This is a genomic window from Epilithonimonas tenax DSM 16811 (assembly GCF_000428485.1).
GTDB classification, from domain to species: Bacteria; Bacteroidota; Bacteroidia; order Flavobacteriales; family Weeksellaceae; genus Epilithonimonas; species Epilithonimonas tenax.
In genome coordinates this window covers 48,767-72,403 of record NZ_AUAA01000005.1, presented here as the reverse complement: position 1 = coordinate 72,403, position 23,637 = coordinate 48,767, and the positions used below count along the sequence as shown (strand labels likewise).

At 37.8% G+C, this 23,637-nt stretch carries 20 protein-coding genes; 8 read left to right on the top strand and 12 right to left on the bottom strand.

The window, feature by feature from the left end:
* Positions 1–189 precede the first annotated feature (189 nt).
* Entirely contained in the window at positions 190–2,409 is a 2,220-nt protein-coding gene (locus F564_RS0103790; RefSeq protein WP_028121438.1) for an NADP-dependent isocitrate dehydrogenase, read from the bottom strand.
* 205 nt (positions 2,410–2,614) lie between these two features.
* Between F564_RS0103790 and tpx the strand changes: the two genes are divergently transcribed.
* Complete coding sequence (gene tpx / locus F564_RS0103785; RefSeq protein ID WP_028121437.1) at positions 2,615–3,112, top strand: thiol peroxidase; 498 nt, start codon at positions 2,615–2,617, stop codon at positions 3,110–3,112.
* Positions 3,113–3,628: 516 nt separating this feature from the next.
* On the opposite strand, the gene tatC is transcribed toward tpx, so the two are convergent.
* Both tatC and F564_RS0103775 read right to left on the bottom strand, forming a co-directional pair.
* The gene (tatC, locus tag F564_RS0103780; RefSeq protein ID WP_028121436.1) at positions 3,629–4,456 is read right to left on the bottom strand and encodes a twin-arginine translocase subunit TatC; all 828 of its coding nucleotides are present in this window, start codon (positions 4,454–4,456) and stop codon (positions 3,629–3,631) included.
* A 76-nt stretch (positions 4,457–4,532) separates the two neighbouring features.
* The gene (locus F564_RS0103775; protein WP_028121435.1) at positions 4,533–5,492 is read right to left on the bottom strand and encodes a KpsF/GutQ family sugar-phosphate isomerase; all 960 of its coding nucleotides are present in this window, start codon (positions 5,490–5,492) and stop codon (positions 4,533–4,535) included.
* Positions 5,493–5,671: 179 nt separating this feature from the next.
* On the opposite strand from F564_RS0103775, the gene recQ reads away from it, so the two are divergent.
* A complete protein-coding gene (gene recQ, locus F564_RS0103770) occupies positions 5,672–7,882 on the top strand; it encodes a DNA helicase RecQ (protein WP_028121434.1) in 2,211 nt (736 codons plus the stop codon).
* A gap of 71 nt (positions 7,883–7,953) precedes the next feature.
* Positions 7,954–9,027: a glycosyltransferase gene (locus F564_RS0103765; protein WP_028121433.1), complete on the top strand. Its 1,074-nt coding sequence runs from the start codon at positions 7,954–7,956 to the stop codon at positions 9,025–9,027.
* Positions 9,028–9,075: 48 nt separating this feature from the next.
* Here F564_RS0103765 and F564_RS0103760 read toward each other — a convergent pair whose 3' ends face one another.
* Entirely contained in the window at positions 9,076–9,492 is a 417-nt protein-coding gene (locus tag F564_RS0103760) for an NUDIX domain-containing protein (RefSeq protein ID WP_028121432.1), read from the bottom strand.
* A gap of 33 nt (positions 9,493–9,525) precedes the next feature.
* The gene (mnmD, locus tag F564_RS0103755; RefSeq protein ID WP_028121431.1) at positions 9,526–10,200 is read right to left on the bottom strand and encodes a tRNA (5-methylaminomethyl-2-thiouridine)(34)-methyltransferase MnmD; all 675 of its coding nucleotides are present in this window, start codon (positions 10,198–10,200) and stop codon (positions 9,526–9,528) included.
* A gap of 84 nt (positions 10,201–10,284) precedes the next feature.
* Here mnmD and F564_RS0103750 point away from each other — a divergent pair, with 84 nt between their 5' ends.
* The 3 genes from F564_RS0103750 to F564_RS0103735 all read left to right on the top strand — a co-directional run bounded on the left by F564_RS0103750 (position 10,285) and on the right by F564_RS0103735 (position 13,129).
* A complete protein-coding gene (locus F564_RS0103750) occupies positions 10,285–11,355 on the top strand; it encodes a branched-chain amino acid aminotransferase (RefSeq protein WP_028121430.1) in 1,071 nt (356 codons plus the stop codon).
* A gap of 146 nt (positions 11,356–11,501) precedes the next feature.
* The gene (locus tag F564_RS0103740) at positions 11,502–12,014 is read left to right on the top strand and encodes an FKBP-type peptidyl-prolyl cis-trans isomerase (RefSeq protein ID WP_028121429.1); all 513 of its coding nucleotides are present in this window, start codon (positions 11,502–11,504) and stop codon (positions 12,012–12,014) included.
* A 17-nt stretch (positions 12,015–12,031) separates the two neighbouring features.
* Positions 12,032–13,129 carry a peptidylprolyl isomerase gene (locus F564_RS0103735; RefSeq protein WP_034980653.1) on the top strand — a complete coding sequence of 366 codons (1,098 nt, stop codon included), beginning with the start codon at positions 12,032–12,034 and terminating at the stop codon, positions 13,127–13,129.
* 35 nt (positions 13,130–13,164) lie between these two features.
* Here F564_RS0103735 and F564_RS0103730 read toward each other — a convergent pair whose 3' ends face one another.
* From F564_RS0103730 to F564_RS0103705, 6 genes are all read right to left on the bottom strand, one after another.
* Complete coding sequence (locus F564_RS0103730; protein WP_028121427.1) at positions 13,165–13,734, bottom strand: biliverdin-producing heme oxygenase; 570 nt, start codon at positions 13,732–13,734, stop codon at positions 13,165–13,167.
* Positions 13,715–15,919, bottom strand: a complete 2,205-nt coding sequence (locus tag F564_RS0103725; RefSeq protein ID WP_034980650.1) for an ATP-binding protein — start codon at positions 15,917–15,919, stop codon at positions 13,715–13,717. The genes F564_RS0103730 and F564_RS0103725 overlap by 20 nt, the downstream gene beginning before the upstream one ends.
* A 253-nt stretch (positions 15,920–16,172) precedes the next feature.
* Complete coding sequence (locus F564_RS0103720; protein WP_028121425.1) at positions 16,173–17,414, bottom strand: DUF1015 domain-containing protein; 1,242 nt, start codon at positions 17,412–17,414, stop codon at positions 16,173–16,175.
* A complete protein-coding gene (locus F564_RS0103715; protein WP_028121424.1) occupies positions 17,415–18,371 on the bottom strand; it encodes a D-2-hydroxyacid dehydrogenase in 957 nt (318 codons plus the stop codon). It abuts the gene before it with no gap.
* 158 nt (positions 18,372–18,529) lie between these two features.
* Positions 18,530–19,585, bottom strand: a complete 1,056-nt coding sequence (serC, locus tag F564_RS0103710) for a 3-phosphoserine/phosphohydroxythreonine transaminase (protein ID WP_028121423.1) — start codon at positions 19,583–19,585, stop codon at positions 18,530–18,532.
* 93 nt (positions 19,586–19,678) lie between these two features.
* Entirely contained in the window at positions 19,679–20,029 is a 351-nt protein-coding gene (locus tag F564_RS0103705) for a 4Fe-4S dicluster domain-containing protein (RefSeq protein ID WP_028121422.1), read from the bottom strand.
* Between the two features lie 49 nt (positions 20,030–20,078).
* Between F564_RS0103705 and F564_RS0103700 the strand changes: the two genes are divergently transcribed.
* Complete coding sequence (locus F564_RS0103700; RefSeq protein WP_028121421.1) at positions 20,079–21,113, top strand: acyl-CoA reductase; 1,035 nt, start codon at positions 20,079–20,081, stop codon at positions 21,111–21,113.
* A gap of 393 nt (positions 21,114–21,506) precedes the next feature.
* Here the strand turns inward: F564_RS0103700 and F564_RS0103695 are convergent, their stop codons facing one another.
* Positions 21,507–22,508, bottom strand: coding sequence for an SDR family oxidoreductase (locus tag F564_RS0103695; RefSeq protein ID WP_028121420.1), 1,002 nt, complete (start codon positions 22,506–22,508; stop codon positions 21,507–21,509).
* Between the two features lie 350 nt (positions 22,509–22,858).
* On the opposite strand from F564_RS0103695, the gene tnpA reads away from it, so the two are divergent.
* Complete coding sequence (gene tnpA, locus F564_RS0103690; RefSeq protein ID WP_028121419.1) at positions 22,859–23,320, top strand: IS200/IS605 family transposase; 462 nt, start codon at positions 22,859–22,861, stop codon at positions 23,318–23,320.
* Positions 23,321–23,637 lie beyond the last annotated feature (317 nt).

Sequence of the window (23,637 nt, the reverse complement as noted above, 5' to 3'; positions counted from 1 at the left end):
TGAATAATTTACAATATTTTATACCATTGAATGATAGCAGCCCGGCTTGAGCGGAAATCCTTTTTTTGCGCTGGCATAGGCGAGGGAAAAAAGATTGGGAGCGGAAGACGGAAATAGCTGCCCAAAAATAGAGTTAAAACACAAAACCCTCAACATTTGCCGAGGGTTTTATGTAATATTTAACACGGTTTAGATGTCGTTCACAATTGTATTGAGTGTTTCTGATGGTCTCATCGCAACATCAGTTTTATCGAAATCAGGTTTGTAATAACCATCGATTTCCTGAGCTTTGCCTTGAGAGCCAATCAATTCTTCGTTGATCTTGCTTTCGTTTTCTGTCAATGCTTGTGCAACAGGCGCAAATTTAGCAGCGATCTCAGCGTCTTTGGTTTGGTTGGCCAAAGCTTCTGCCCAATAAGTAGCCAGGTAGAAATGCGAACCTCTGTTGTCGATAGTTCCTAATTTTCTTCCCGGAGATTTGTCTTCTGCCAAGAATTTTGCATTAGCCTCATCCAAAGCATCAGCTAAAATCTGAGCTTTTGTATTGTTTTGCGTTTGTGCTAGATGTTCTAAACTAGCCTGCAACGCCAAGAACTCTCCAAGAGAATCCCAACGCAAATATCCTTCCTCGATAAATTGCTCAATGTGTTTAGGTGCAGAACCACCAGCACCAGTTTCGAAAAGTCCACCGCCGTTCATCAATGGAACGATCGACAACATTTTTGCAGAAGTTCCCAGTTCCAAAATAGGGAAAAGGTCTGTCAAATAATCTCTCAAAACGTTTCCGGAGACGGAGATGGTGTCTTTCCCTTCTCTTGCTCTTTCCAACGTTTCAGTCATTGCATCCTTTACATCCAGGATCTTGATATCAAGTCCAGTTGTGTCGTAGTCAGATAAATATTTCTCTACTTTTTTGATCATTTCTCTGTCATGTGCTCTTGCTTTGTCTAGCCAGAAAATGGCAGGTGTATCAGACAATCTAGCTCTGTTGACAGCTAATTTTACCCAATCCTGGATTGGTGCATCTTTGGTCTGGCACATTCTAAAGATATCAAATTGCTCCACTCTTTGCTCAAGCAAAGTATTTCCATTACCGTCAAGAACTTTGATTGTTCCATCCGCATCTGCCTGGAAAGTTTTGTCGTGAGAACCGTATTCTTCAGCCTTTTGAGCCATCAATCCCACGTTTGGCACAGAACCCATCGTTTTAGGATCTAGTGCTCCGTTTTTCTTCATATCATCAATCGCTGCTTGATAGAAACCGGAATAAGATCTGTCTGGGATAATTGCCAAAGTATCTTCTTCAGCGCCAGCTTTGTCCCACATTTTTCCGCCATTTCTGATGAGTGCAGCCATAGATGCATCAACGATGATGTCGGATGGAACGTGGAAATTGGTAATGCCTTTATCAGAATTGACCATTGCTACTTTTGGACCTTCCTCCATTGTTTTATCAATATCAGCTTTGATGTCCGCTTCCTGTGGAATTCCGGCAATTTTATCGTAAAGATTTTGCAATCCACTGTTTGGATTGACATCCAATTCTTTAAAGATATCTTTGTATTTGTCAAAAACATTTTTGAAAAAAGTCTCCACAATCGCTCCGAAGATGATTGGGTCAGAAACCTTCATCATGGTCGCTTTCAGGTGAGCAGATAAGATGACGCCTCTTTGCTTAGCTTCTTCAATGGCTTCCTGAACAAACGCTTTCAATGCATTGATATTTAAAACAGAAGAATCGATCACTTCACCCGCTTTAAGTGGTGCAAGGTCTTTTAGAATCTTTTCATAACCGTCAGTTCCAAAGAAAACGATTTTGAATTTGGAATCATTTTCTACCGTTACGGAAGTTTCTGTTCCGTAGAAGTCGCCTTGTTGCATATTCGCAACGTCGGTTTTGCTATCAGAAGCCCAAGCGCCCATTTTGTGAGGATTTGCTTTAGCGTAATTCTTGACAGCTTTCGGTGCGCGTCTGTCGGAGTTTCCTTCTCTTAAAACAGGGTTTACCGCTGATCCAAGAACTTTCGCGTATTTAGCTTTGATTGCTTTTTCTTCTTCATTCTTTGGTTCTGCAGGATAATTTGGTAAAGCAAAACCTTTCGCTTGTAATTCTGAGATTGCTTCTTCTAATTGAGGTGCTGATGCAGAGATATTTGGTAATTTTATAATGTTTGCTTCCGGCGTTGTTGCTAATTGTCCCAATTCTGCCAACGCATCTCCGATCTTTTGATCTTCTGAAAGATACTCTGGGAAGTTTGCAAGAATTCTACCTGCAAGAGAAATGTCTTTAGGAACAATATCAACGTCTGCAACAGCTGTGAAAGCCTTAACGATAGGCAAAAAAGAATGCGTTGCTAACATTGGCGCTTCGTCCGTAAGCGTGTAAATGATTTTTGATTTTTCTGACATTATTTCGTTGATTTTATTTCGTTTTGAATCACAAAAATACGTATTTTATAATGATTTCTTGATAGCTGAAAGGTGATTTTTGTTTAAAAATGGATTAATTGTTTTTTAAATTACGCCTAAAAGTTAAATTTTATTAAAGTGGAATTAATTGTTTGAGAATTCAGAAATCAACCATTAACTTTGAAAAAATAAATTACAGAAAACAATGTCACAAATTACATTCAAAGGAAATCCTATTAATACCGTTGGCGATTTGCCGGAAGTTGGAACTATCGCTCAGGAATTTACACTGGTTGGTGCGGATCTTTCAGAAAAGCACCTGGCTGATTATACAGGGAAAAAAGTGTTGTTAAATATCTTCCCAAGCATCGACACTGGTGTTTGTGCAGCATCTGCAAGAGAATTCAACAAGGAAGCTGGTTCATTGGAAAACACTGTGGTAATCAATGTTTCCAGAGATCTACCTTTTGCGCTTAATAGATTTTGTGCAGCAGAAGGTCTGGATAATGTAGAGATCCTTTCAGATTTCCGTGGAAATTTCGGAGAAGACTATGGCGTAACGCTTAGCGACTCTCCATTGAGAGGTTTGTTGAGCAGAGCTGTTGTGGCTTTGGACGAGACAGGAAAAGTGATTTACACAGAGCAAGTTCCGGAAATAGGACAGGAGCCAAATTATACAGAAGCAATTAATGCTTTGAAGTAATTCTACCATATTTTATCAATCACGACGGGAAATCTATCTAATTTAGATTTCCCGTTTTTTTTTATGTTATGGAGATTTAGAAAAAACATTAATTATTATAAGATATTATCAGAGAATGATCTCAGTTTTATTTTTAATAAGTAAGAAAAATGATTTGTTAAAAAAAGCTCTTTTTTCCTGAATGGGTTACAATTAATGTTAGGAATTATTTCTAACCATTCCTGCATATAAAAGATAGAAAAGAGCGTGGGTATCTGATACGCTTATGGTTATAAACAAAGTGCTGGTAGATGGTAATCAAATTTTAACAGCATGTTATCTGTGTTTGATTCAAGGAAAACATGATGTTCTTCAATTTGCACCTTAAAAGAATAGTGCGTCCACTCTTTGTAATAGAGATGCATTACTTGGTAGCATCATAAAGGAAGTAAGACAGGATAATCCGAGTTAATTTTTTAGTCAAAAAAAATCAGCAATAGACTACATTGCTGACTTTCATTTTATATTTTTAATCTTTTACAGTTTCGTAAGATCTTTATTTAGATTTTTTTTCTGCATCTTCTTGTAAATCACATTCGACATGATGACACTGATCTCATAAAGCAAAACCAGTGGTAGCGCCGCAGCCATCATACTCAAAACATCAGCAGGGGTGATAATGGCAGCAACCACCATAATCAAAACGATAGCGTGACGTCTGTATGTTCTCAGGAATTGAGGCGTTAAAACACCAATGGAGGTGAGGATGTAAACTGCAATCGGAAAAAGGAAAACAACACCCATGCCCATCGTTACCTGTAAGAATAGAGTCGTGTAATCTGACAAGTCAAATAACTGAACAATATTATCAGATACTTTGAAAAGTAATCCGAAATTAATTGCGAAAGGCAGGATCAAAAAATAACCCGTCATAACCCCAAGCATAAAAAGGATCCAAACAGAATTGATATAAAAAATTGAGTTTTTTCTTTCAGCTGGCATCAATGCCGGACTGATAAACCTCCAAATTTCCCAAACGATGTAAGGAAAAGCCAAAACGATACCTGAAAAAATGGAAACCGCCATCATCACGTTGAACTGTTGGAATAATTGCTTCTGCTGAACGCTGAACTTGGCAGGTAATATAAAACTGTCAGCACCCGTGATCTCTCTGGAAAAATGATTCACAACTTTAAAAGTGAAAAAATCACTTCTGGTGGGACCGAAAAAAATATGATCCATCACCCAATTGATATTAAATCCGACCACAATTGCCAGAATAATGATGGCTAAAATAGATCTTACCAAATGCGATCTTAACTCTCCAATATGCCCAAGAAAGGACATTTCTTTTTGTTCACTCATTGTTATTTATAAATGATTATTGATCAATAATTTTTAAATCTGCTTTTTAGAACCTGATATGCTAAAGCAGGCCAATTTAATTTATTCCTTCGTCCAGCAATTTATGGATATCTATGATGCCAAAGTACAGATTTTCTTCCGTGACAACCAATTGCCCGATATTGAATTCTTTTAAGATCTTCATCGCCTCTTTTGCCAGTTGGTTTTTATCAATGGTTTTAGGATTTTTACTAATAATGTCAGACGCTTTCACTTTAGATATATCATCCTGATTCAGAAGCATTCTGCGGATGTCGCCATCTGTAATCACACCCATTATTTCGCCCTTTTCTACAACCACAGTAATGCCGTGTTTGGATCCACTTACAGAGATAATCACATCTCTCACAGAAGCATCAAGATCCACTTCCGGTTTATTTTTCGAAACAAATTGTTCCACTTTTGCAGTTAGATTTTTACCAAGACTTCCACCCGGATGAAACTTCGCAAAATCGACTTCCTTGAAATCTTTCAGATCCATCAGGCAAACTGCCAAAGCATCTCCTAGCGCCATTTGTACTGTTGTAGAACTTGTTGGAGCAAGTTTGTTAGGACAAGCTTCATTGTTGACGTGTGTGTTGAGAATAATATCTGCTGCTTTTGCTAATTTGCTTTCTATATTGCCAGTCATAGCAATTAGCGCGGTAGAATATGTTTTCAAAAAAGGTAGAATATTAACAATCTCCGGTGAGTTGCCCGAATAGGAAATACAAAGAACAATATCCTGTTTTTGAATCACTCCAAGATCACCGTGGATGGCCTCGGCTGCGTGAAGGAATTGGGAAGGTGTCCCGGTAGAATTAAGGGTGGCAACAATCTTATTGGCCACATGCGCAGACTTTCCGATCCCTACAACAATCAATTTCCCTTTGATCTCGTTGATCGCTATAACACTCTTTACAAAACTGTCGTTCAGGCGATTTCTGAGGTTTGTAAGTTCATTTATTTCAATATCTAGCGCCTGATGCGCATTAAACAGAATTTCTTTTGGGTCCAAAATTTAAAATGTTTTATTATTTTTTTTAATAATATTAATTTTGTATCTTCACTTCCATAATTTGAAATTACGAAATGAAGTTTAGGCTTCATTTTTTTATCTAAAAAAACAACAAAAATTATTATCAATAATTTGTATAACCTGTAATTATATGCAAATTTAGCAAACTATATCAAAGGATGGACACAAAAGACATCAACTTATCTGCCGAACTCAAAAAATATTTTGGATTTTCTAAATTTAAAGGCCAACAAGAGCAAATCATCACTGAACTGTTAGATGGTAAAGATGTGTTTGTTCTTATGCCAACTGGCGGTGGAAAATCACTTTGTTATCAATTACCAGCGCTTATTTCTGGAGGAACTGCCATCGTGGTATCTCCATTGATTGCTTTGATGAAAAATCAGGTAGATGCTGTCAATGGACTTTCTTCTGATGAGGGCGTGGCTCATGTCCTTAATTCCTCTCTTAATAAAACCCAGACCAAGCAGGTGATGGACGACATCACTGCCGGTAAAACCAAACTACTTTACGTAGCGCCGGAATCATTAATCAAAGAAGAATATGTTGACTTTCTGAAAAATGTTCAGATCTCATTCGTGGCTATTGACGAAGCGCACTGCATCTCGGAATGGGGACACGATTTCCGCCCGGAATACAGAAACCTGAAAGGTATTATTGATAAAATTGCAGACGTTCCCGTCATTGCACTTACCGCCACTGCTACACCAAAAGTGCAGGACGATATCCAAAAAACATTGGGCATGAATAATGCACTTGTTTATAAAGAAAGTTTCAACAGAGCCAATTTATTTTATGAGATTCGCCCAAAAGTAAATGTTGACAAGGAAATCGTAAGATTCATCAATCAGCATAGAGGAAAATCGGGCATCGTCTATTGCCTTAGCAGAAGAAAGGTGGAAGAGTTTGCTCAGCTTTTGCAGGTGAATGGCATTAATGCTTTGCCATATCATGCGGGACTAGATCAAAAGACGAGAGTTTTGCATCAGGACAAATTTTTGATGGAAGAAGCAGACGTCATCGTGGCAACCATCGCATTCGGTATGGGAATTGATAAACCGGATGTACGGTTTGTCATCCATTATGACATTCCAAAATCTCTGGAAAGTTATTACCAGGAAACAGGCCGTGCTGGTAGAGATGGAGGAGAAGGCTACTGCCTGGCCTTTTACGATCCGAAAGACATAGAAAAGCTTGAAAAATTCCTTGCTCAAAAACCAGTTTCAGAAAGAGAAATTGGTCTTCAGTTGTTGAATGAAGTTGTTGGATACGCAGAAACATCTATGAGCAGAAGGCAGTATTTACTGTATTACTTTGGAGAGATATTTGATCCCGTAAAAGGTGAAGGCGCGCTGATGTGTGACAATTCTCAAAATCCACCAACTTTAAAAGATGCTACCAAAGACCTGAAAAAAGTCCTTGAAATGATCAAGGTTTTGGGCGAAAAATTCAAAACCAAGGATCTCATTTCATTGATTACAGGAAGAGAATCCGCTGTGACCAAGTCGTACAAACTGGAACAGACGGAATATTTTGGTTTTGGAAAATCTGAGAGTGACAATTATTGGAAATCTATCATCAGACAAGCTACTGTTCAGGATTATCTTAAAAAAGACATCGAAACATACGGCGTTTTGAAAGTTTCTGAAAAAGGACAAGAGGTCATCAATGGAACATCAAAACTGACGTTCCAAATTGCCGAAGATAGAGAGTATGACCTTGCACAATCCAAAAGCAAAGCCGACAATGAACAAGTGCAGATACAGGCTGGCGGTGGTCTGGATCAGGTGTTATTCGGACAACTTAAGGAACTTCGCAAAACCGTTGCCAAAAAATACGGCATCCCGCCATACACAGTTTTTATGGATCCGAGCTTGGAAGATATGACTGTACAATATCCGGTCTCCGTAGAAGAGGTAGCAAAAATCTACGGTGTGGGCGAAGGTAAAGCGAAAAAATACGGTAAAGACTTTGCGGAATTTATCAAAAAATATGTTGAAGAAAATGAGATCGAAAGAACTCAGGATACAGTGATAAAACAAGTGGCAAACAAATCCAGTCACAAAGTTTTCATCATCCAGAACACAGATAAAAAAATAGATCTGGAGGATATTGCCAAAGCTAAAAACATATCTATGACAGATCTGCTTTCCGAAATGGAAAGTATCATCTACCAAGGCACAAAACTGAATATTGATTATTATGTCAATGAGAATTTTGATGAAGATATTGTAGAAGAATTTATGGATTTTATGAAAAACTCAGAAAGCGACAGTATGAAAACGCTTCTTGCAGAATATGGTGATGACCTCACAGATGAGGAGGTAAGGATTCTGAGAATCAAATTCATCAGTGATATTGCGAATTAAAAATAAAATTGCCGGACAATAACTGGCAATTTTATTTTATTTGAAAAATCAATTCGGTTTTGTAATTTTGAATGATGAAAAAATCAATTATTTTCATATTGCCAGATCTGGAAACCGGCGGTGCAGAGCGTATTATCACAACGATTGCGAATCATCTGCCCAGAGAAAAATTCTCACCATCTATTCTGCTACTTAGAAAAGAAGGTGCTTATCTTGATTTCCTTAGACCGGATATTGAGATCATTGATATCAAAACACCGCGCATTAGAAATTCCTTAAAGCCGATTCTTTTGGAAATTAAACGGCGGAAACCTGATATTGTTTTTTCCGGATTTGGAGAAGTCAATGCTTACTTGTCCTTGTTTATAAAACTTTTCCCGAAGACAAAATTCATCGCGCGGGAAACAAACGTTGTGTCTCAACATGTTACCAGAAAAGAAATCAGATTTTTTTACAAGTTTTATAACAGTTACGAAAGAATCATAGCGCAAAGCAATGATATGGCGATAGATCTGATTGATAATTTTGGGATAAGGAAAAATAAACTAGTGAAAATAAATAATCCGGTTGATGTAGATTTTATTGAAGAAAAACTGGAGCAATCCGAAAGACCTGCCGACTTTTCTCCGCAATACAAGCACGTCGTTGCTATCGGGAATCTATCTGCCAGAAAGGGTTTTGATAATTTGTTGAAAGTTTTTTCACGTCTCAAAAATCAAAATATTCTTTTGCATATCCTGGGTGACGGGAAAGACAAAGAATTGCTTCTGCAAATGAAAGAAATGTTGGGTCTGGATCACGTTATGTTTCACGGCAGGAAAAGCAACCCTTACCAGTATCTCAAATTTGCTGATCTTTTCATTCTCTCTTCCAGATATGAGGGTTTCCCCAATGTACTTTTGGAAGCCGGAACCTGTGGTGTTTACGCGCTCGCCAACAATTGTCCTGGCGGAATTGATGAAATAATCATTAACCAAGTCAACGGAGAAATTGCAAATATTGAAGACTACGATGATTTTGCTGAAAAAATAAAGCACGTTGTACACAGAAACGGTAACAAAGAAGACATCAAAACTTCTATCAAATCTCGTTTTTCTAAAGATATTATTCTGAAAAAATATGAAGATTTGCTTTGGAATTTATAATGTTCTAACGAAGCCTGATTGAATCTAACTCGTAAAAATTCAGGAAGCTTATTTCAGGAATTTTTCTTTTGCCATATCAAAAACACGTTTATCAATGGGTAGCTGAAAAGGATTCCCGCCATCCAAAGCAAACCATTCCGTCTTTTCTATACAAGGATCCAGGATCAGAAGATCTTCCTCATTTAGGATTTCTGCCAGATAATAAATGGTGATCAGTTGTTCGTTATCCCGAAACCTTGAAACAAGAAAGTCATCTTGCGTGTAGAAATGTCCGGTGACATTAATATCAATATTAAGCTCCTCCTGAAACTCACGTTTCAGACACTCGATAGTGCTTTCGCCAAATTCCAGACCGCCTCCAGGTAATTTGACGAGGAAATCTCCTGCATATTCCTCGTGCAGTGCTAGAATCTTGTTATCTTTTATACAAAGTGCATAAACACGGATGTTGATCTTATCTATCATAGCTGTCAATTGGCGTTACTAATTTATGTAAAATTATTTTTTCCAGGCAATCATCATTTCTCTTTTTCCCGGAGGGCCTTGTTTTTTTTCCACTTCAAAACCTAATTCAATCAGATTTCTTCGTACACTTCCTTTGGATGAGTAGGTTGTCAGTAAAGATCCTGATCTCATCTTAGAAGCTACGATTTCTAACAGTTCCATTTCCCAAAGATCTGGCTGCACTCTGGCGCCAAAACAATCGAAATAAACAAGATCAATCAGCGGAAGATCTGTGGCCTTCAAATCAAAAAAGTCCTTTTTTATTTTTTTTAGGCTAAAACAAGTCGTTAACTCATTAGAGGTTTCCCAATCTAACTCGTGGATTTTCAGAGACAACTCTTTTACAAAATCTGTCGAAAATAATTCGGAATAGGCAAGTTCTGACGCTTCTTCAAAAAAAATCGGATATTTTTCTATTCCAAAATAATTGATTTTCTGATTTTTATTATTTTTCAAATATTCATCAATTGTCACTAAAAGATTAAGACCTGTTCCAAAACCGAGTTCTAAAATATTAATTTCGCAAGTATTTATCAGATTAAGTCCATTATTGATAAATACATGGATTGCTTCCTGAAGCGCTCCATGTTTTGAATGGTAAGTTTCTCCCAAATCATTGATTAAAAGGGTTTTACTTCCATCATTTGTCTCTACCAATTCTCTTTTCAAATTATTTTTTTTACAAATTTAAACTAAATTTTTATTATTAAATAATTATTATATATTTGTAATACCTCAATTAAAATTTAAAAAATGATAATCCAAAAATCTTCAAACCCAAGAATTTCTACATTTGATCCCAGTAATTTCTCATTCGGGAATACTTTTATAGATCATATGATAATTTGTGAATACGAGAATGGAAAATGGGGGGATCTTCAACTGATTCCTTACGGTCCGATAGGTTTTACCCCAGCTATGATGGGGGTCAATTACGGGCAAGCATGTTTTGAGGGAATGAAGGCGTATAAGGATAACGATGGTCAGGTATTCCTTTTCCGTCCAGAAAAGAACTTTGAACGCATTAACAAATCCGCAAAAAGATTAGCAATTCCTGAGATTTCCGAAGAGATCTTCATGAATGGCCTCAAGGCATTGGTCGATATAGACAGAGAGTGGATTCCGCAAGGAGAAGGAATGTCTCTTTATCTCAGACCACTATTATTTGCCACAGAAGAAGCTCTGAAAGCAAGAATCTCAGAAAAATATATGTTTGCCATTGTTGCAACACCAGCCAAAAGCTATTACACAGCGCCTGTTTCTGTTAAAATTTCTGATCATTACTCCAGAGCAGCAAGTGGAGGTGTAGGTGCTGCAAAAGCGGCCGGAAATTATGCGGCATCTTTCTACCCAACACAATTGGCGATAGAAGAAGGTTATGACCAGATCATCTGGACAGATGACTGTTCTCACGAATATTTTGAAGAAAGTGGAACGATGAACGTTTTTGTAAGAATAAACGATACCATCTATACGCCTAAAACATCTGATAAGATCTTGGATGGTGTTACCAGAGACAGCTTCCTTCAACTAGCGGAAAGAAGGGGAATTGATGTGGTGATTGGTGACGTAAAAGTGACCGATGTCATAGAAGCACAGCGAAACGGAACTTTGAAAGAGGTTTGGGGTGTTGGTACCGCCGTAGTAACGAGTATCTTTGAAGCGTTGGGTTACCAAGGTGAGCATCTTACATTACCAAAACTTTCGCCCGAAGAAAGCTTTGCAGAACAGTTGAAAAATGACTTGGTGAATATCCAGACTAATAAAGCAGAAGACACCTTCGGCTGGAGAGTATTGGTAGAAGAAAATGTATACGGTGTATAGAATTAAATAAAAAGTAAATTGAAAAGCGAAAACCGGAAATTATTTTCCGGTTTTTGTTTTAATGCCAATTAAGTCTGTGAAAATTCTTAATTTTGCCAGAGTTTTTTGACCCTTACCTTCTCCGGTGTTCAAAAACATTTTAAAATATGAAAAAAACAATTCTTATCGCATCAATCATGCTTTTATCAGCTTGTGCCAAGCAGAATCCACTGCCAAACACGGGAGAACAGTTTATTTCTGAAAGCGATATGGAAATTTCTAAAAAGAGAACCAAGGATCTGAATAGTCTTGAAAGAAACCAGATACAGGATTGGATCAACGCTCAGGCTATAAAGTACTATCCTATGGGGATGAACTACTGGGTAGATCGGGAAAACCTAGAAAGCTTGCCGCGTAAAAACAATGGTGACAAAGTTTCTTATCAATATGATATTTATGACTTTAACAGAACCAAATTATACCAAAATCCCATAGGAAATACGGAGGTTGTATTCGGTCATTTTAAAGAAATGGATGCTGTGGAAGATGTCATCAGATATCTGAAAAAAGGAGAGGAAGTAGAAATCCTGGTGCCGTCTGTCTTAGCGTACGGAACTTATGGCGATGGTAAAAAGATAAGTAATGATATGCCACTGATCATCAAAGTAAAAGTATTATAAAAAACTATTATTATAAAATGAAAAAAATTATAGCACTTTCTATAACATTATTAACACTATTAAATTGTAAAACATTGGAAATAGACAAAGAAGTTTATAAAGGTCTGCCAGACGGACTTTATGGAAATTTTGTAACAAGCAAAGGAGAGATTTTGGTTAAATTCGAAGATGAAAAATCTCCGGTAACAGTGGCCAATTTCGTAGGTCTTGCAGAAGGTAAGATCGAGAACAAAGCAAAGAAAAAAGGCGAGCCTTTCTACGATGGAACCATCTTTCACAGAGTGATCAAAGATTTTATGATCCAAGGTGGCGATCCACAAGGAACAGGAATGGGAGACCCTGGATATAAATTCGGTGATGAGAGAAATGATCTTCAACACACAGGAAAAGGAATCCTTTCTATGGCTAACTCCGGACCTAATACCAATGGTTCTCAGTTCTTCATTACAGAGATCGCAACACCTTGGTTGGATGGGAAACATACGATCTTCGGGAAGGTAGTAGGAGGAGAAGCAACCATCGATTCTATCGCTAATGTGGAAAAAGGACCTCAGGACAAACCAAAAACTGATATCGTCTTGACAAAAGTAGCAGTTTTCGCTAAAGGTGACGCGTATAAACACTATGATGCCGCAAAAATCTTCGCAGAAGGTAAAGCAAAAATCGAAGAAAATAACAAAGCATACTTAGCAAAAGCTGAAGCAGAAAAAGCTAAGAAATTGGCAGAATTTGCGGCGAACCAAGAGAAATTGGTCAATGAAATGAAAGCAGGTATGCAGTCTACGGAATCTGGTTTGTACTACAAAATTACAAAAACTACAACAGGCGCTAATCCAACACCCGGACAAACAGTCGCTGTGCATTATGCAGGAAAGCTGATCAACGGGGAAGAGTTTGATAACTCTTTCAAAAGAAATGCACCCATTGACATTCCAATTGGCGTGGGTCAAGTGATCAAAGGATGGGATGAAGGGATCTTGCTTCTTAAAGAAGGAGAAGCTGCGACATTGCTTATTCCACCAGCATTAGGCTACGGAGAAAGAGGCGCAGGCGGTGTGATTCCTCCAAACTCTTGGTTGGTTTTCGATGTTGAGCTTGTTAAAATAGAGAAATAATCTTTTCAGATTTAACCATAAAAAAAGGAGTGAAATTAGTTTTTCGCTCCTTTTTTGGTAATCACTAGTGATGACAATAATTGATACGCTTTCTTCGCACCGTTTACACAATCTTCATACTGTTCTTCGGTAATCTGCTCATCAATAATCGATTTGAATTCCTGCCAATATGGTCCTGTGTTCTCACCATACATACTGAAATAGTTGAATTCTACATTCTCAAACTCAGGATTTTTTTTCAGTTGTTTTGCGATCACATTTCCACCAAGCGTAGAGCCTTCCATCACGTACAATGCACCGAACGCTTCTGCTTCGTTTTCCAGATTACTAATAGGATTTTCAGTTTCGATAGCGATGTTTAGATTCTCAAGATCAATCTTTAAAGCCTCTATTTTACTTCTCAGATCAAGTTTAAGATCTGTGTGATCTTTAAGCTTTTCTGCGATCTGCGGTTCGTATTGGTTGATCAGTTTGTAATTGTAAAGCAGTAATTTTTTATAATCATCAAGTGTGTAAGACTTGTCGAATATCTTTTTAGACTGCAGATTGTCCTCCGTTTCGTCGTGGTGTTGCCTTGTTTGCTCTTTAAGATATGCTGAAATCATAATCCGGTTTTTGAAATTTTAAAATAAAAGTAGTTCCTATTCCATTTTCACTTTCGTACGTGATCTCGCCACCCATTTTCTCCATCAGATGCTGAACAATACTGAGGCCCACACCATTGCCGTGGAAGGCTTTTGCATTACTCATTCTGCTGAAGATCTTAAACATTTTCCCAGCGTCCTGCTTATCTATTCCAATTCCGTTGTCTGTTATTTTGTAGGTGACAGCACTTTCGTACACTTCCCCAATGATTTTGACTCTCGGCTTAGAAGACTTCGAAGAATATTTGATTGCATTCCCGATGACGTTTCCAAACACCTGGTAAACCATTGTTGGATCGCCTAAAACTTCCGGTGTATTTTCTATAATAACCTCTGTATGAGGAGAGTCAAAACTGATTTTAGAATCTTCTGCCAGTTTATTAATCAAATCATCAACTTCAATATTTTTGAGTTCGATTTCTGATTTTTTGATTTTACTCAGTTCCAAAACATTCTTGATCATATCGCTCATAGCATCTACCTGCGTAATGATGGTGTTCAAAAATTTTTGAGTCTTCTCATCAGGCTGCTGCATTCTTTTCATCAGCTGCGCATTGAGTTTGATAACCGTCAGTGGTGTATTAAGATCGTGCGAGATGGTGTAGGAAAACGCATCCAATTCTTCATTCAGCTCTTTCAGTTGGGCATTAAGGTCAGAGATATGAGAAGATTTGGAATGAGACGCTTTCAGGATGATTGAAGTGATCCATTTTGCAGATTCTATTTCTTTGGTTTTCCAAGGGAGCGCTGTATTTTTCACATATTCTTTCCAGACTTCAAAGGATTTTCTGGGCGAGAATTTGATGATCTCTACACCGTCTTTGATTTCGGAAACCGTTTCTTTTTCTGGATTTCCTGCCCATTTGATCTTTTGGCCTTGTTCTTTCCTTAGCCATATCAGCATGTCCGAAGTGTTATTCCCCAATACACTAATGATGATACCACAACTTCGATAAGAATCCTCTAAGTCAAGATCTATGGTTTGACAAAATGTGTTGGATATAAAAATGTTCTCTTCAAAATCATCGTTGTTCACTTTGCTCCAAGTGATTATTTTATCAATATCAGAATACTTTGGAACAATGCCATGGGTGATGATTTCATTATTAATTTTAATGATCATTCCGTCAGCAGAGCAAGCATTCATAATCTCTTCTATACTATTTTCCAGTGCTTTCCCAAAGTTTTCTTCATTTGTGAGGTTGTAGCGTACAGCGATGTTATTCAGATTAATTCTCTGGTAATCTTCCAAGGTCTGCAAAGATCGATAAGATGCAAAAGCATTGGCAGAAGTTTTCGTCAGCGTCTCTACCAGTAGCCTGGATTGGAGATCAAGATGTTTGGGCTCGGCGTTTTGACAAGCTACCATTCCCCATAGTTTTCCGTTGACAATGATGGATGCACTGAAACTGGATTCTACACCAGCATTTTTAAGATATTGACGGTGAACAGGAGAAGAAGACCTTGTCATGCTGTAAGTAAGATCTATTTTTTCTTTCTGGACTCCAAAAATAGGATAGGTCTCACCGGAAACGTGCGATGTAATCCTCACGGTATTTTTCAGATAAAGGGCTCTTGCCTGGGCAGGAATGTCCGATTCCGGATAGTGCAGATGCAGGTAACTGTCCAAGCCAGGTTTTACCGATTCTTCTACCACTTCGCCGCTACCATCGTACAGAAACTGGTAGATCATCGCGCGGTCAAAATCAATAATATTTTGGACTTCTTTCAGTAATATTTTCCAGACGTTATCGTCATTGGACATTTTCAGAATATTCTGGATGGCTTTGTACTCCTGATTGATCTTATGATTGGGTAATACTTTTTCTACCTCGTAAAATGTAAAACAATGATTCGTGTGGATAGAAAGCGTGTATTCTTCTTCTTTAAAAGTAATGTGCTGTATGGCAAGCTCGTGGTTATCGGAAACATTATCCCAATTGATATCAAGCTTCAACTCATCAAACAAAACGGTGATTTCTTTTCCAATAAGTTGATTGGGATCCTGCGAAAAAAAATCGATAATATTCTCACTGTAGAAAGAGATTTTCGAATCTTTTGTTCCTAACAAATAGCCGTATTTCTGAACTTCTCCACAGATATGGATCGGCTCCTGGTCGCAATTGATATATTCCTTTGGATACATTTGGTTATTAATTATTTGATGGTATTCTTTGTGAGTCCAAAGTAAAAATATACTTATTTTAATTTTGTAAAGATATGAATTAAAATCTTTTTTCTATCCTTATTTGCACGACAAGTTAACGCCAAGAGATGAGACGTAACTAGTTATGAATAAATAATCTAGAATTATATTGCAAATCTGGTGTGATTTTAGTAAAATAAAAAAGGGGCGTCTATGTTAACTGACGTCCCTCTTTTGTAGCTCGTAGATGATTCTATTTCATATCATACATAATTAATGCAGTGATCAGCTTTGGCTCTATCAGCGTACATTTTGGCGGCATTTTGATTTCTTTGTCTGAGATTTTGAGCAAATCATTGAAGCTGATAGGGTAGATTCCAAAACCCACTTTATATTCTCCGCTATCTACTTTGTCCTTAATTGTTGCAATCCCTTCCGTATCAGAAGTCCCTTTCAGATAGGTGATCTTGTCTGTATGTTTGGCATTCTCTATTCCAAAGATCTTCTCAAAAATATACTTATCTACCAAGTGATGATCCAGATCATTTTCATTTTTCTGCAATTCTCTGATGTCATGCTTGACATGCAGACTGTAAAACCTGCCATCGAGATACATACTGATATGGAATTTCTGCGACGGAAAATAAGGCGCTGTTCCTTTATCATGAATCTGGAAATCTTCTTTCAGTTTCTCAAGGATTTCGTCGTTTGATAAACCATTAAGATCGTTCAGAAGGCGGTTGTAATCATTGATTTTGATAGACTGGTTGGAGACGATAAAACTGTAAACAAAGTTGTAATGCTCTGTCCCGTGTGATCTTTTGTATTTGTCTCTCTGTTTTTTGGCATATTCTGCAACAGATCCAATCCTGTGGTGTCCGTCTGCAATATAAAAAGAATCAATAGGATCCAGAACCTCTTTGAACTGCTGCAGTTTCAGTCTGTTATCGATTCTCCAGATCTTATGTTTGACGCCTTTTTCATCTTTATAATTAATAATGGGCACATTCTTTTGCTCGTGCGTCATTAGCAATTCTACTTTAGAATTGGAATGGTAAGTCAGCAAAACAGGTTCCGCCTGGATATTAACTTTCTCCAGGTAATGCGCCATTTTCATTCTGCGCTCTGTGATAGTAGACTCATGTTTTTTTATTTTTCCATCCCAGAAATCATCTACGCTTACAAGCCCCAAAAGACCTCTAAAAGTACTTTTGCCTGGCAAAGTCTGCTCATACAGATAGTAAGAAGAGTCATCCTGCGTCAGCTTTTTCTCCTCCAATAGTTCCTCGTAGTTAGATCTGATCTTTCTGAAGTTCCTGTCTATATCTTTGGATTTGCTGACAACAGCAGGTTTTATCATCTGAATATAGGAGTTCTCCTGCTGAGATTTTTTGTTGATCTCTTCCTGCGAAAAATTATCCAAAGAATAAGTCGGGAAAATATCTACAAAATCGTGGTTAGGTCTAATTCCTTTAAATGGTTTAAATACTGGCATTTATATTTGATCTTTCAATTTAATAATTTGTATTGCGAGTTCTTCTCCAATTCTATTTTGAGCGTCTATTGTATTGCCGCCTACGTGCGGGGAAAGTGACATCCCTGCATTCATAAGGATTTCTACCTCAGGAGTTGGTTCTTTCTCAAACACATCCAGAGCTGCTCCCGCTAGTTTTCCATCTTCGATCGCATCAATCATAGACACTTCATTGATCACGCCGCCTCTCGCTGTATTGACGATAAAAACACCATCTTTCATCATGGCAAACTCATTGGTATCGATGATGTAATCATCGGTTTTACCTGTATTAAGGCTTATAAAGTCAGCGTTTTCTAAAACTTCATTTAAAGTTACTGATTTTATTTCGAAACTCACAGATTGTCCATCGAAGAAACCGATTTCTACATTCTTAGTTTTCGGCGTTCTGTTGTATGCTAAGATTTTCATCCCCAAAGAAATACCAATCCTAATGACTTCCAATCCTATATTTCCCATTCCGATGACGCCAAGTGTTTTACCAGCAAGTTCGCTCGCATTCTGAAATGATTTTTTGAGCGCATTAAAATGGGTTTCACCTTCAAGTGGCATAATCCGATTGCTCTCATGCAGAAACCTGGCTAACGAAAAGAAGTGGGCAAAAACCAATTCCGCGACAGATTTGCACGACGCATTGGGTGTGTTGATAATATAAAGGCCTTTGTCTATGGCATACTCTACATCAATATTGTCCATCCCGATACCGCCACGCCCAATAATTTTAAGACCTGGGCATTCATCGATCAAATCTCGTCTTACCTGTGTCGCGCTTCTTACAAGAAGAACATCCACATTATTTTCATTGATGAACTTGCTGAGATGTTCCGGCGAAACACGGCTTTCCAAAACCGTAATACCGGCTTCTTTCAAAAGTTGAATCCCCGATTTTGAGATCCCATCATTGGCTAATACAATCATGTTTTATTCAAAAATGCTTTTATAATTAAGTTTCCTTGGAATATTTGAGTTAAATTTCAAGGTGTGCTAAGATACGATATTTTCCCAAATTAACATTCATTTAACAAAAAACGTCCTCAAACCAATTGAAGACGTTTCTATTTTTTATTGCAATGATATCAGATGCTTCTCATCACATCTACCAAAACCTGTACGCTTTCGATAGGCATTGCGTTGTAGATACTGGCTCTGTATCCACCAACACTTCTGTGGCCATTCAGTCCGCTGATTCCTGCAGCTTTCCAGGCTGCATCAAAAGCTTCTTGTTTGGATTCATCTGTCAAAGTGAAAGTCACATTCATAAACGAACGGTCTTCTACCGCAGAAACACCTTGGAAGTGTGGATTGTTATCGATCTCGTCATACAGCAATTTGGCCTTAGCATTATTTCTAGCTTCTGCAGCCGCAATACCGCCATTTTCTTCCAGATGTTTCAAAGTCAGATAAGATGCATAAACGGCGAAGACTGGTGGCGTATTTGACATTGATTCTTTATCGATATGAATGGCATAATCCAGATAAGTAGGAATGGTTCTTCCTGTTCTTCCAAGAATCGATTTTTTCACTACGACCAAAGTTGCGCCTGCAGGACCCATATTTTTCTGAGCACCAGCGTAGATCAAATCAAAATGGGAAAAATCCAATTCTCTGCTGAAAATATCAGATGACATATCACAAACCAAAAGTGTATCTACTTTCGGAAACTCTTTTATTTGTGTTCCAAAGATGGTATTGTTGGACGTGCAATGGAAATAATCATATTCTGAACCTACTTTGTATGCCTTAGGAATGTAAGAGTAATTGGCTTCTTTTGAAGTAGCAACTACATCAACATGGCCGATCATTTTAGCTTCTTTGATCGCTCCCGCTGCCCAAGTTCCGGTGTTGGTGTAAGCTGCTTTTCCGTCTGCAGAAAGCAAGTTGTAAGGCACCATCAGAAACTGTAGACTTGCACCGCCTTGCAGGTATAACACCTCATAATCATCGCCCAGATTCATTAGTCTTTTTACGATAGCACGAGCCTCGTCCATTACTGCTACAAAATCTTTGCTTCTGTGAGAGATTTCCAAAAGTGATAATCCCGAACCGTTGAAATCTAAGATGGCTTCTGAACATTTTTGAAAAACCTCTTGTGGTAAAATGCTTGGACCTGCGCTGAAATTATGTTTTTTCATTATTGATAGAAATTAGATGTTAGAGTTTAGAAATTAGATTTAATATCTTTCTTAAAGGAACAAAGCTATCGGCTATAAGCTATTCGCCAATTGCTACTCGTTGTGAAGGAATGCTTTTTTAGCTAAAAGTTGCTCTTCGGTTTCTACATTATCTTCATCCGGAACGCAACAGTCAACTGGACATACGGCGGCACACTGAGGCTCCTCGTGGAAACCTTTGCACTCGGTACATTTGTCTGTAACAATAAAGTAATAATCGTCTGCAACCGGTTGCTGCGCTGCATCTGCATTCACAGAAAGTCCGGAGGAGAGAACCACCATTCCTTTCAAATCGGTTCCTTCCGATGCTTTCCAATCTACAGCGCCTTCATAGATGGCGGTATTGGGACATTCCGGTTCACACGCGCCACAATTGATACATTCATCAGTTATCTTGATAGCCATTGCTATTTTATTTTTAATTTTGTGCAAAATTACAAAAAAAAAGCCAGCTATGCTGAACGAAAACAAAATTTTGGGACTCGAAAAATTAGGACATTTCATCAAGGGATTCCTAGACAAGACAGAAGAGCAATATCATGAAAAGGAAGAGAAATTCTCCGCACTCATCAGACGTTCCGAAATTGAAAACCCTTGGTTTACCAAAGAGAATCAACTTTACAACCTGAAACAATGGGCGGGACTTCTAACGAAACAAACTATCGAAAACTGGCTGTCCAAATACCAATTGTCCAGAACACCAAAAAGAGTAGGACTGATCCTTGCCGGGAACATCCCAATGGTAGGTTTCCACGACATCATCTCGGTGGTCTTGAGCAATCATATCCCGGTTATCAAATTATCTTCTAAGGACAAACTGGTATTGCCTTTTTTGGTAGAAGTATGGAATGAGTTCTCCAATAATGAAATCCAATATGACGTTGTTGAAAGACTGGAAAACTTCGATGCTGTGATCGCAACAGGAAGCAACAACACTGCAAGATATCTGGCATATTACTTCAGAAACCACCTTAGTATTATCCGCAAAAACAGAACATCTATCGCTGTTTTGAAAGGTGATGAAACCGTAGAAGAACTGCAGCTGTTGGCAGATGATATTTTCAGATATTTTGGATTGGGCTGTAGAAATGTCACCAAGCTTTTGATTCCAAATGACATGAAAGTGGATGGATTATTTGAGAATTTTATTCATTATAAAGACATCATCAATCATAACAAATACGCAAATAATTACGATTACAACCGAGCCGTTTATCTTTTAAATCAAGACCTTTTCTGGGATAATAATTTTGTAATGCTGAGAGAAGATGAAAAACTGTTCAGTCCATTATCTGTAGTTAATTTTTCCCGTTATGAAACCTTGGAAGATGCGAAACAATTTGTGCAAGATAACAGAGCTGAAATCCAAGCCATTGTGGCGAAACCAGAATTAGGACTAGACTCTATTGGTTTTGGAGAAACGCAGAATCCCTCTTTGGATACTTACGCAGATGATGTGGACACGATGGCTTTTTTGAGTGTGATATAATTTAAAAATCTGTTAAAAAATTTCATCACATTTTTATATTTTTCCTATCGTTGTTGTGATAGGTGTTTTTATTTTGATAAGCCTTAATTTTTTTTTATAGGATCTGAAGAAACTGCAAAGACTAATTCCACTGAAATAATTTTTGGTAGGCTTGTATTTGCCATCATCATTGATATAATTGCAATTATTGTTTCATATATACTGTATTTGATCCTACGCAGATTTATGGTACTCGAAACTGAAAACAAAAATATTTTTAAACTGCTTACTGTCATATTCACAATTATAACAATGATAGCCTTAACACTGTTTCTATTTATTAGATAGATAAAAAACAAAGACCGTTACAAACATTACGGTCTTTATCAATTCCTAAAATAAGTGATTATTAAATTAAGGTTGACCGCTTCCGCCAGCCGAGCCATAGATTTGTCCTGTAGCAAAACTAGCGTTGTTGTCTGCAAATTGTACAAAAATCGAAGCCAGTTCCGCAGGCTGTCCCGGTCTTCCCAATGGTGTATCGCCCCCAAATTTTACCAGATTTCCCTGCGTTTGTCCGCCACTCACTTCCAGCGCTGTCCACACTGGGCCCGGCGCAACACCATTGACGCGGATGCCTTTTGGTCCTAATTGTTTTGCCAAAGATTTCACATAACTTGTAGTCGCTGCTTTGGTCTGTGCATAATCATAAAGATCTGCAGAAGGATCATAGGCCTGAACCGATGATAATCCGATAATGCTGGAACCCGGCTTCAAATAGGGTAATGCTGCTTTTGTGATCCAGAAGGGCGCGTAGATATTGGTTTTCATCGTTCTGTCAAAATCTTCTGTACTGATATCCAAAATAGATTCGTTGCTTTTTTGATGACCTGCATTATTGACCAGAATGTCCAAACCTCCCAACTGTATGACAGCTTCAGAAACCAATCTCTTACAAAATGCTTCATCCCGGATATCGCCAGGTATTGCGACTGCTTTTCGGCCGGCATTAGTGATGAGATCTATCACTTCTTTAGCGTCTGACTCTTCATCGGGAAGGTAATTGATTGCCACATCTGCACCTTCTCTTGCAAACGCAATTACCGCTGCACGCCCAATCCCGGAATCGCCGCCCGTCACAAGGGCTTTTCTGCCAGTCAGTCTGCCGGAGCCCACATAGCTGTCTTCGCCGTGATCCGGCACAGGATCCATCTTGGCGGCCAATCCTGGAAATGGCTGGAACTGTTTGTTGAAAGGTGGTGTGGGATGTTTTGAAGTGGGATCTTCCAGATGGGATTCGGTTTGATTCTTCAAATTGTCTTGCCAAATGTTGTCCTGATCCTCAGCAGATTCTTCAGGCGTAATGATGTCTATTAATTTGTCCAGTGCTTCTCTTCTTGTGATTTGATCGTCCATATAAATTGTAATTTTAGTTTGAATAATTGGTTTGAGTGTTATATTAAGCAATCCATATTCCACTTTGATTTCATAGTCCGTTTTTATTTAATAACCAACGCAAATCTTTGAAGTTGGCTTTGTGTAAAATTTTAATTTAAATCATTTCCTGTATTAATATTTTAAATATATTTGTGAGATACACAAACGATGTTTTAATGATTCAAGAATCCCAATTCTGCATTCTTTGCCAGTCTTTTCACATCCATAAATATTGTTTATGGATACGTGCCTCGTGGAGGTAACCTGTTAATAGAAAAAAATATCATTTTAAAATCAGCTCCGTAGGAGCGACCTGTTAATAAAACAATATGGCAAACACTTATACCCAAATTTACATTCAAATAGTTTTCGCAGTGAAAGGAAGGCAAAACCTGATTCCAAAAGAACATCGGGATGAATTGCACAAATTTATTACAGGAATCGTTTCCAATAGAGGTCAAAGATTATTCGCCATTTTTGCGATGCCAGATCACGTTCATCTACTCGTGAGCATCAGTCCTAACGTTTTGATTTCGGATTTGGTAAGAGATATTAAGGCAGGTTCATCAAAATTCATTAACGACAAAAAATGGATCGTTGGTAAATTTAATTGGCAGGAAGGTTATGGCGCGTTTTCATATTCCAAAAGTCATGTAGATAATGTGGTCAAATATATTTTAAACCAAGAGGAACATCATAAAAAGAAAACATTTAAAGAAGAATATTTAGATTTTCTAAGAAAATTTGACATCGAATATGATGACAAATATGTTTTCGGATGGATTGAATAAAACTGCGATTAACGGGTCGCTCCTACGGAGCTATTTTCAAATGTTATTTATTTTATATTAACAGGTTGCCTCTACGAGGCATAAAAAAATAAATTTCAAACCGAAGTGGATTCAGCTAAATATTTTGTTTATAAAAATGATAATATTTAAATGCCTTGTAGAGGCATACTCTTACTAGAATTTGCCTTTAACTTTCACAAATAGCTCCGTAGGAGCGATCTGTTAATCAAACGAAATACAAATATCAATACTCGAATTCACATTTTAAAAACACATGTGCAATCCTTATTCATTCAACAACTTCCCAACGCTAGCGA

What these genes read in the sequence shown, in the direction of transcription:
- tatC (WP_028121436.1), bottom strand. Translation starts at nt 4,456, where the DNA reads ATGAGTGAACAAAAAGAAATGTCCTTTCTTGGGCATATTGGAGAGTTA.
- F564_RS0103750 (WP_028121430.1), top strand. Translation starts at nt 10,285, where the DNA reads ATGATAATCCAAAAATCTTCAAACCCAAGAATTTCTACATTTGATCCC.
- serC (WP_028121423.1), bottom strand. Translation starts at nt 19,585, where the DNA reads ATGAAAAAACATAATTTCAGCGCAGGTCCAAGCATTTTACCACAAGAG.
- F564_RS0103765 (WP_028121433.1), top strand. Translation starts at nt 7,954, where the DNA reads ATGATGAAAAAATCAATTATTTTCATATTGCCAGATCTGGAAACCGGC.
- F564_RS0103705 (WP_028121422.1), bottom strand. Translation starts at nt 20,029, where the DNA reads ATGGCTATCAAGATAACTGATGAATGTATCAATTGTGGCGCGTGTGAA.
- F564_RS0103715 (WP_028121424.1), bottom strand. Translation starts at nt 18,371, where the DNA reads ATGATTGTATTAGCCAATGATGGGATCTCAAAATCGGGGATTCAACTT.
- recQ (WP_028121434.1), top strand. Translation starts at nt 5,672, where the DNA reads ATGGACACAAAAGACATCAACTTATCTGCCGAACTCAAAAAATATTTT.
- F564_RS0103700 (WP_028121421.1), top strand. Translation starts at nt 20,079, where the DNA reads ATGCTGAACGAAAACAAAATTTTGGGACTCGAAAAATTAGGACATTTC.
- F564_RS0103760 (WP_028121432.1), bottom strand. Translation starts at nt 9,492, where the DNA reads ATGATAGATAAGATCAACATCCGTGTTTATGCACTTTGTATAAAAGAT.
- F564_RS0103720 (WP_028121425.1), bottom strand. Translation starts at nt 17,414, where the DNA reads ATGCCAGTATTTAAACCATTTAAAGGAATTAGACCTAACCACGATTTT.
- F564_RS0103730 (WP_028121427.1), bottom strand. Translation starts at nt 13,734, where the DNA reads ATGATTTCAGCATATCTTAAAGAGCAAACAAGGCAACACCACGACGAA.
- F564_RS0103735 (WP_034980653.1), top strand. Translation starts at nt 12,032, where the DNA reads ATGAAAAAAATTATAGCACTTTCTATAACATTATTAACACTATTAAAT.
- tnpA (WP_028121419.1), top strand. Translation starts at nt 22,859, where the DNA reads ATGGCAAACACTTATACCCAAATTTACATTCAAATAGTTTTCGCAGTG.
- F564_RS0103695 (WP_028121420.1), bottom strand. Translation starts at nt 22,508, where the DNA reads ATGGACGATCAAATCACAAGAAGAGAAGCACTGGACAAATTAATAGAC.
- F564_RS0103725 (WP_034980650.1), bottom strand. Translation starts at nt 15,919, where the DNA reads ATGTATCCAAAGGAATATATCAATTGCGACCAGGAGCCGATCCATATC.
- tpx (WP_028121437.1), top strand. Translation starts at nt 2,615, where the DNA reads ATGTCACAAATTACATTCAAAGGAAATCCTATTAATACCGTTGGCGAT.
- F564_RS0103740 (WP_028121429.1), top strand. Translation starts at nt 11,502, where the DNA reads ATGAAAAAAACAATTCTTATCGCATCAATCATGCTTTTATCAGCTTGT.
- F564_RS0103790 (WP_028121438.1), bottom strand. Translation starts at nt 2,409, where the DNA reads ATGTCAGAAAAATCAAAAATCATTTACACGCTTACGGACGAAGCGCCA.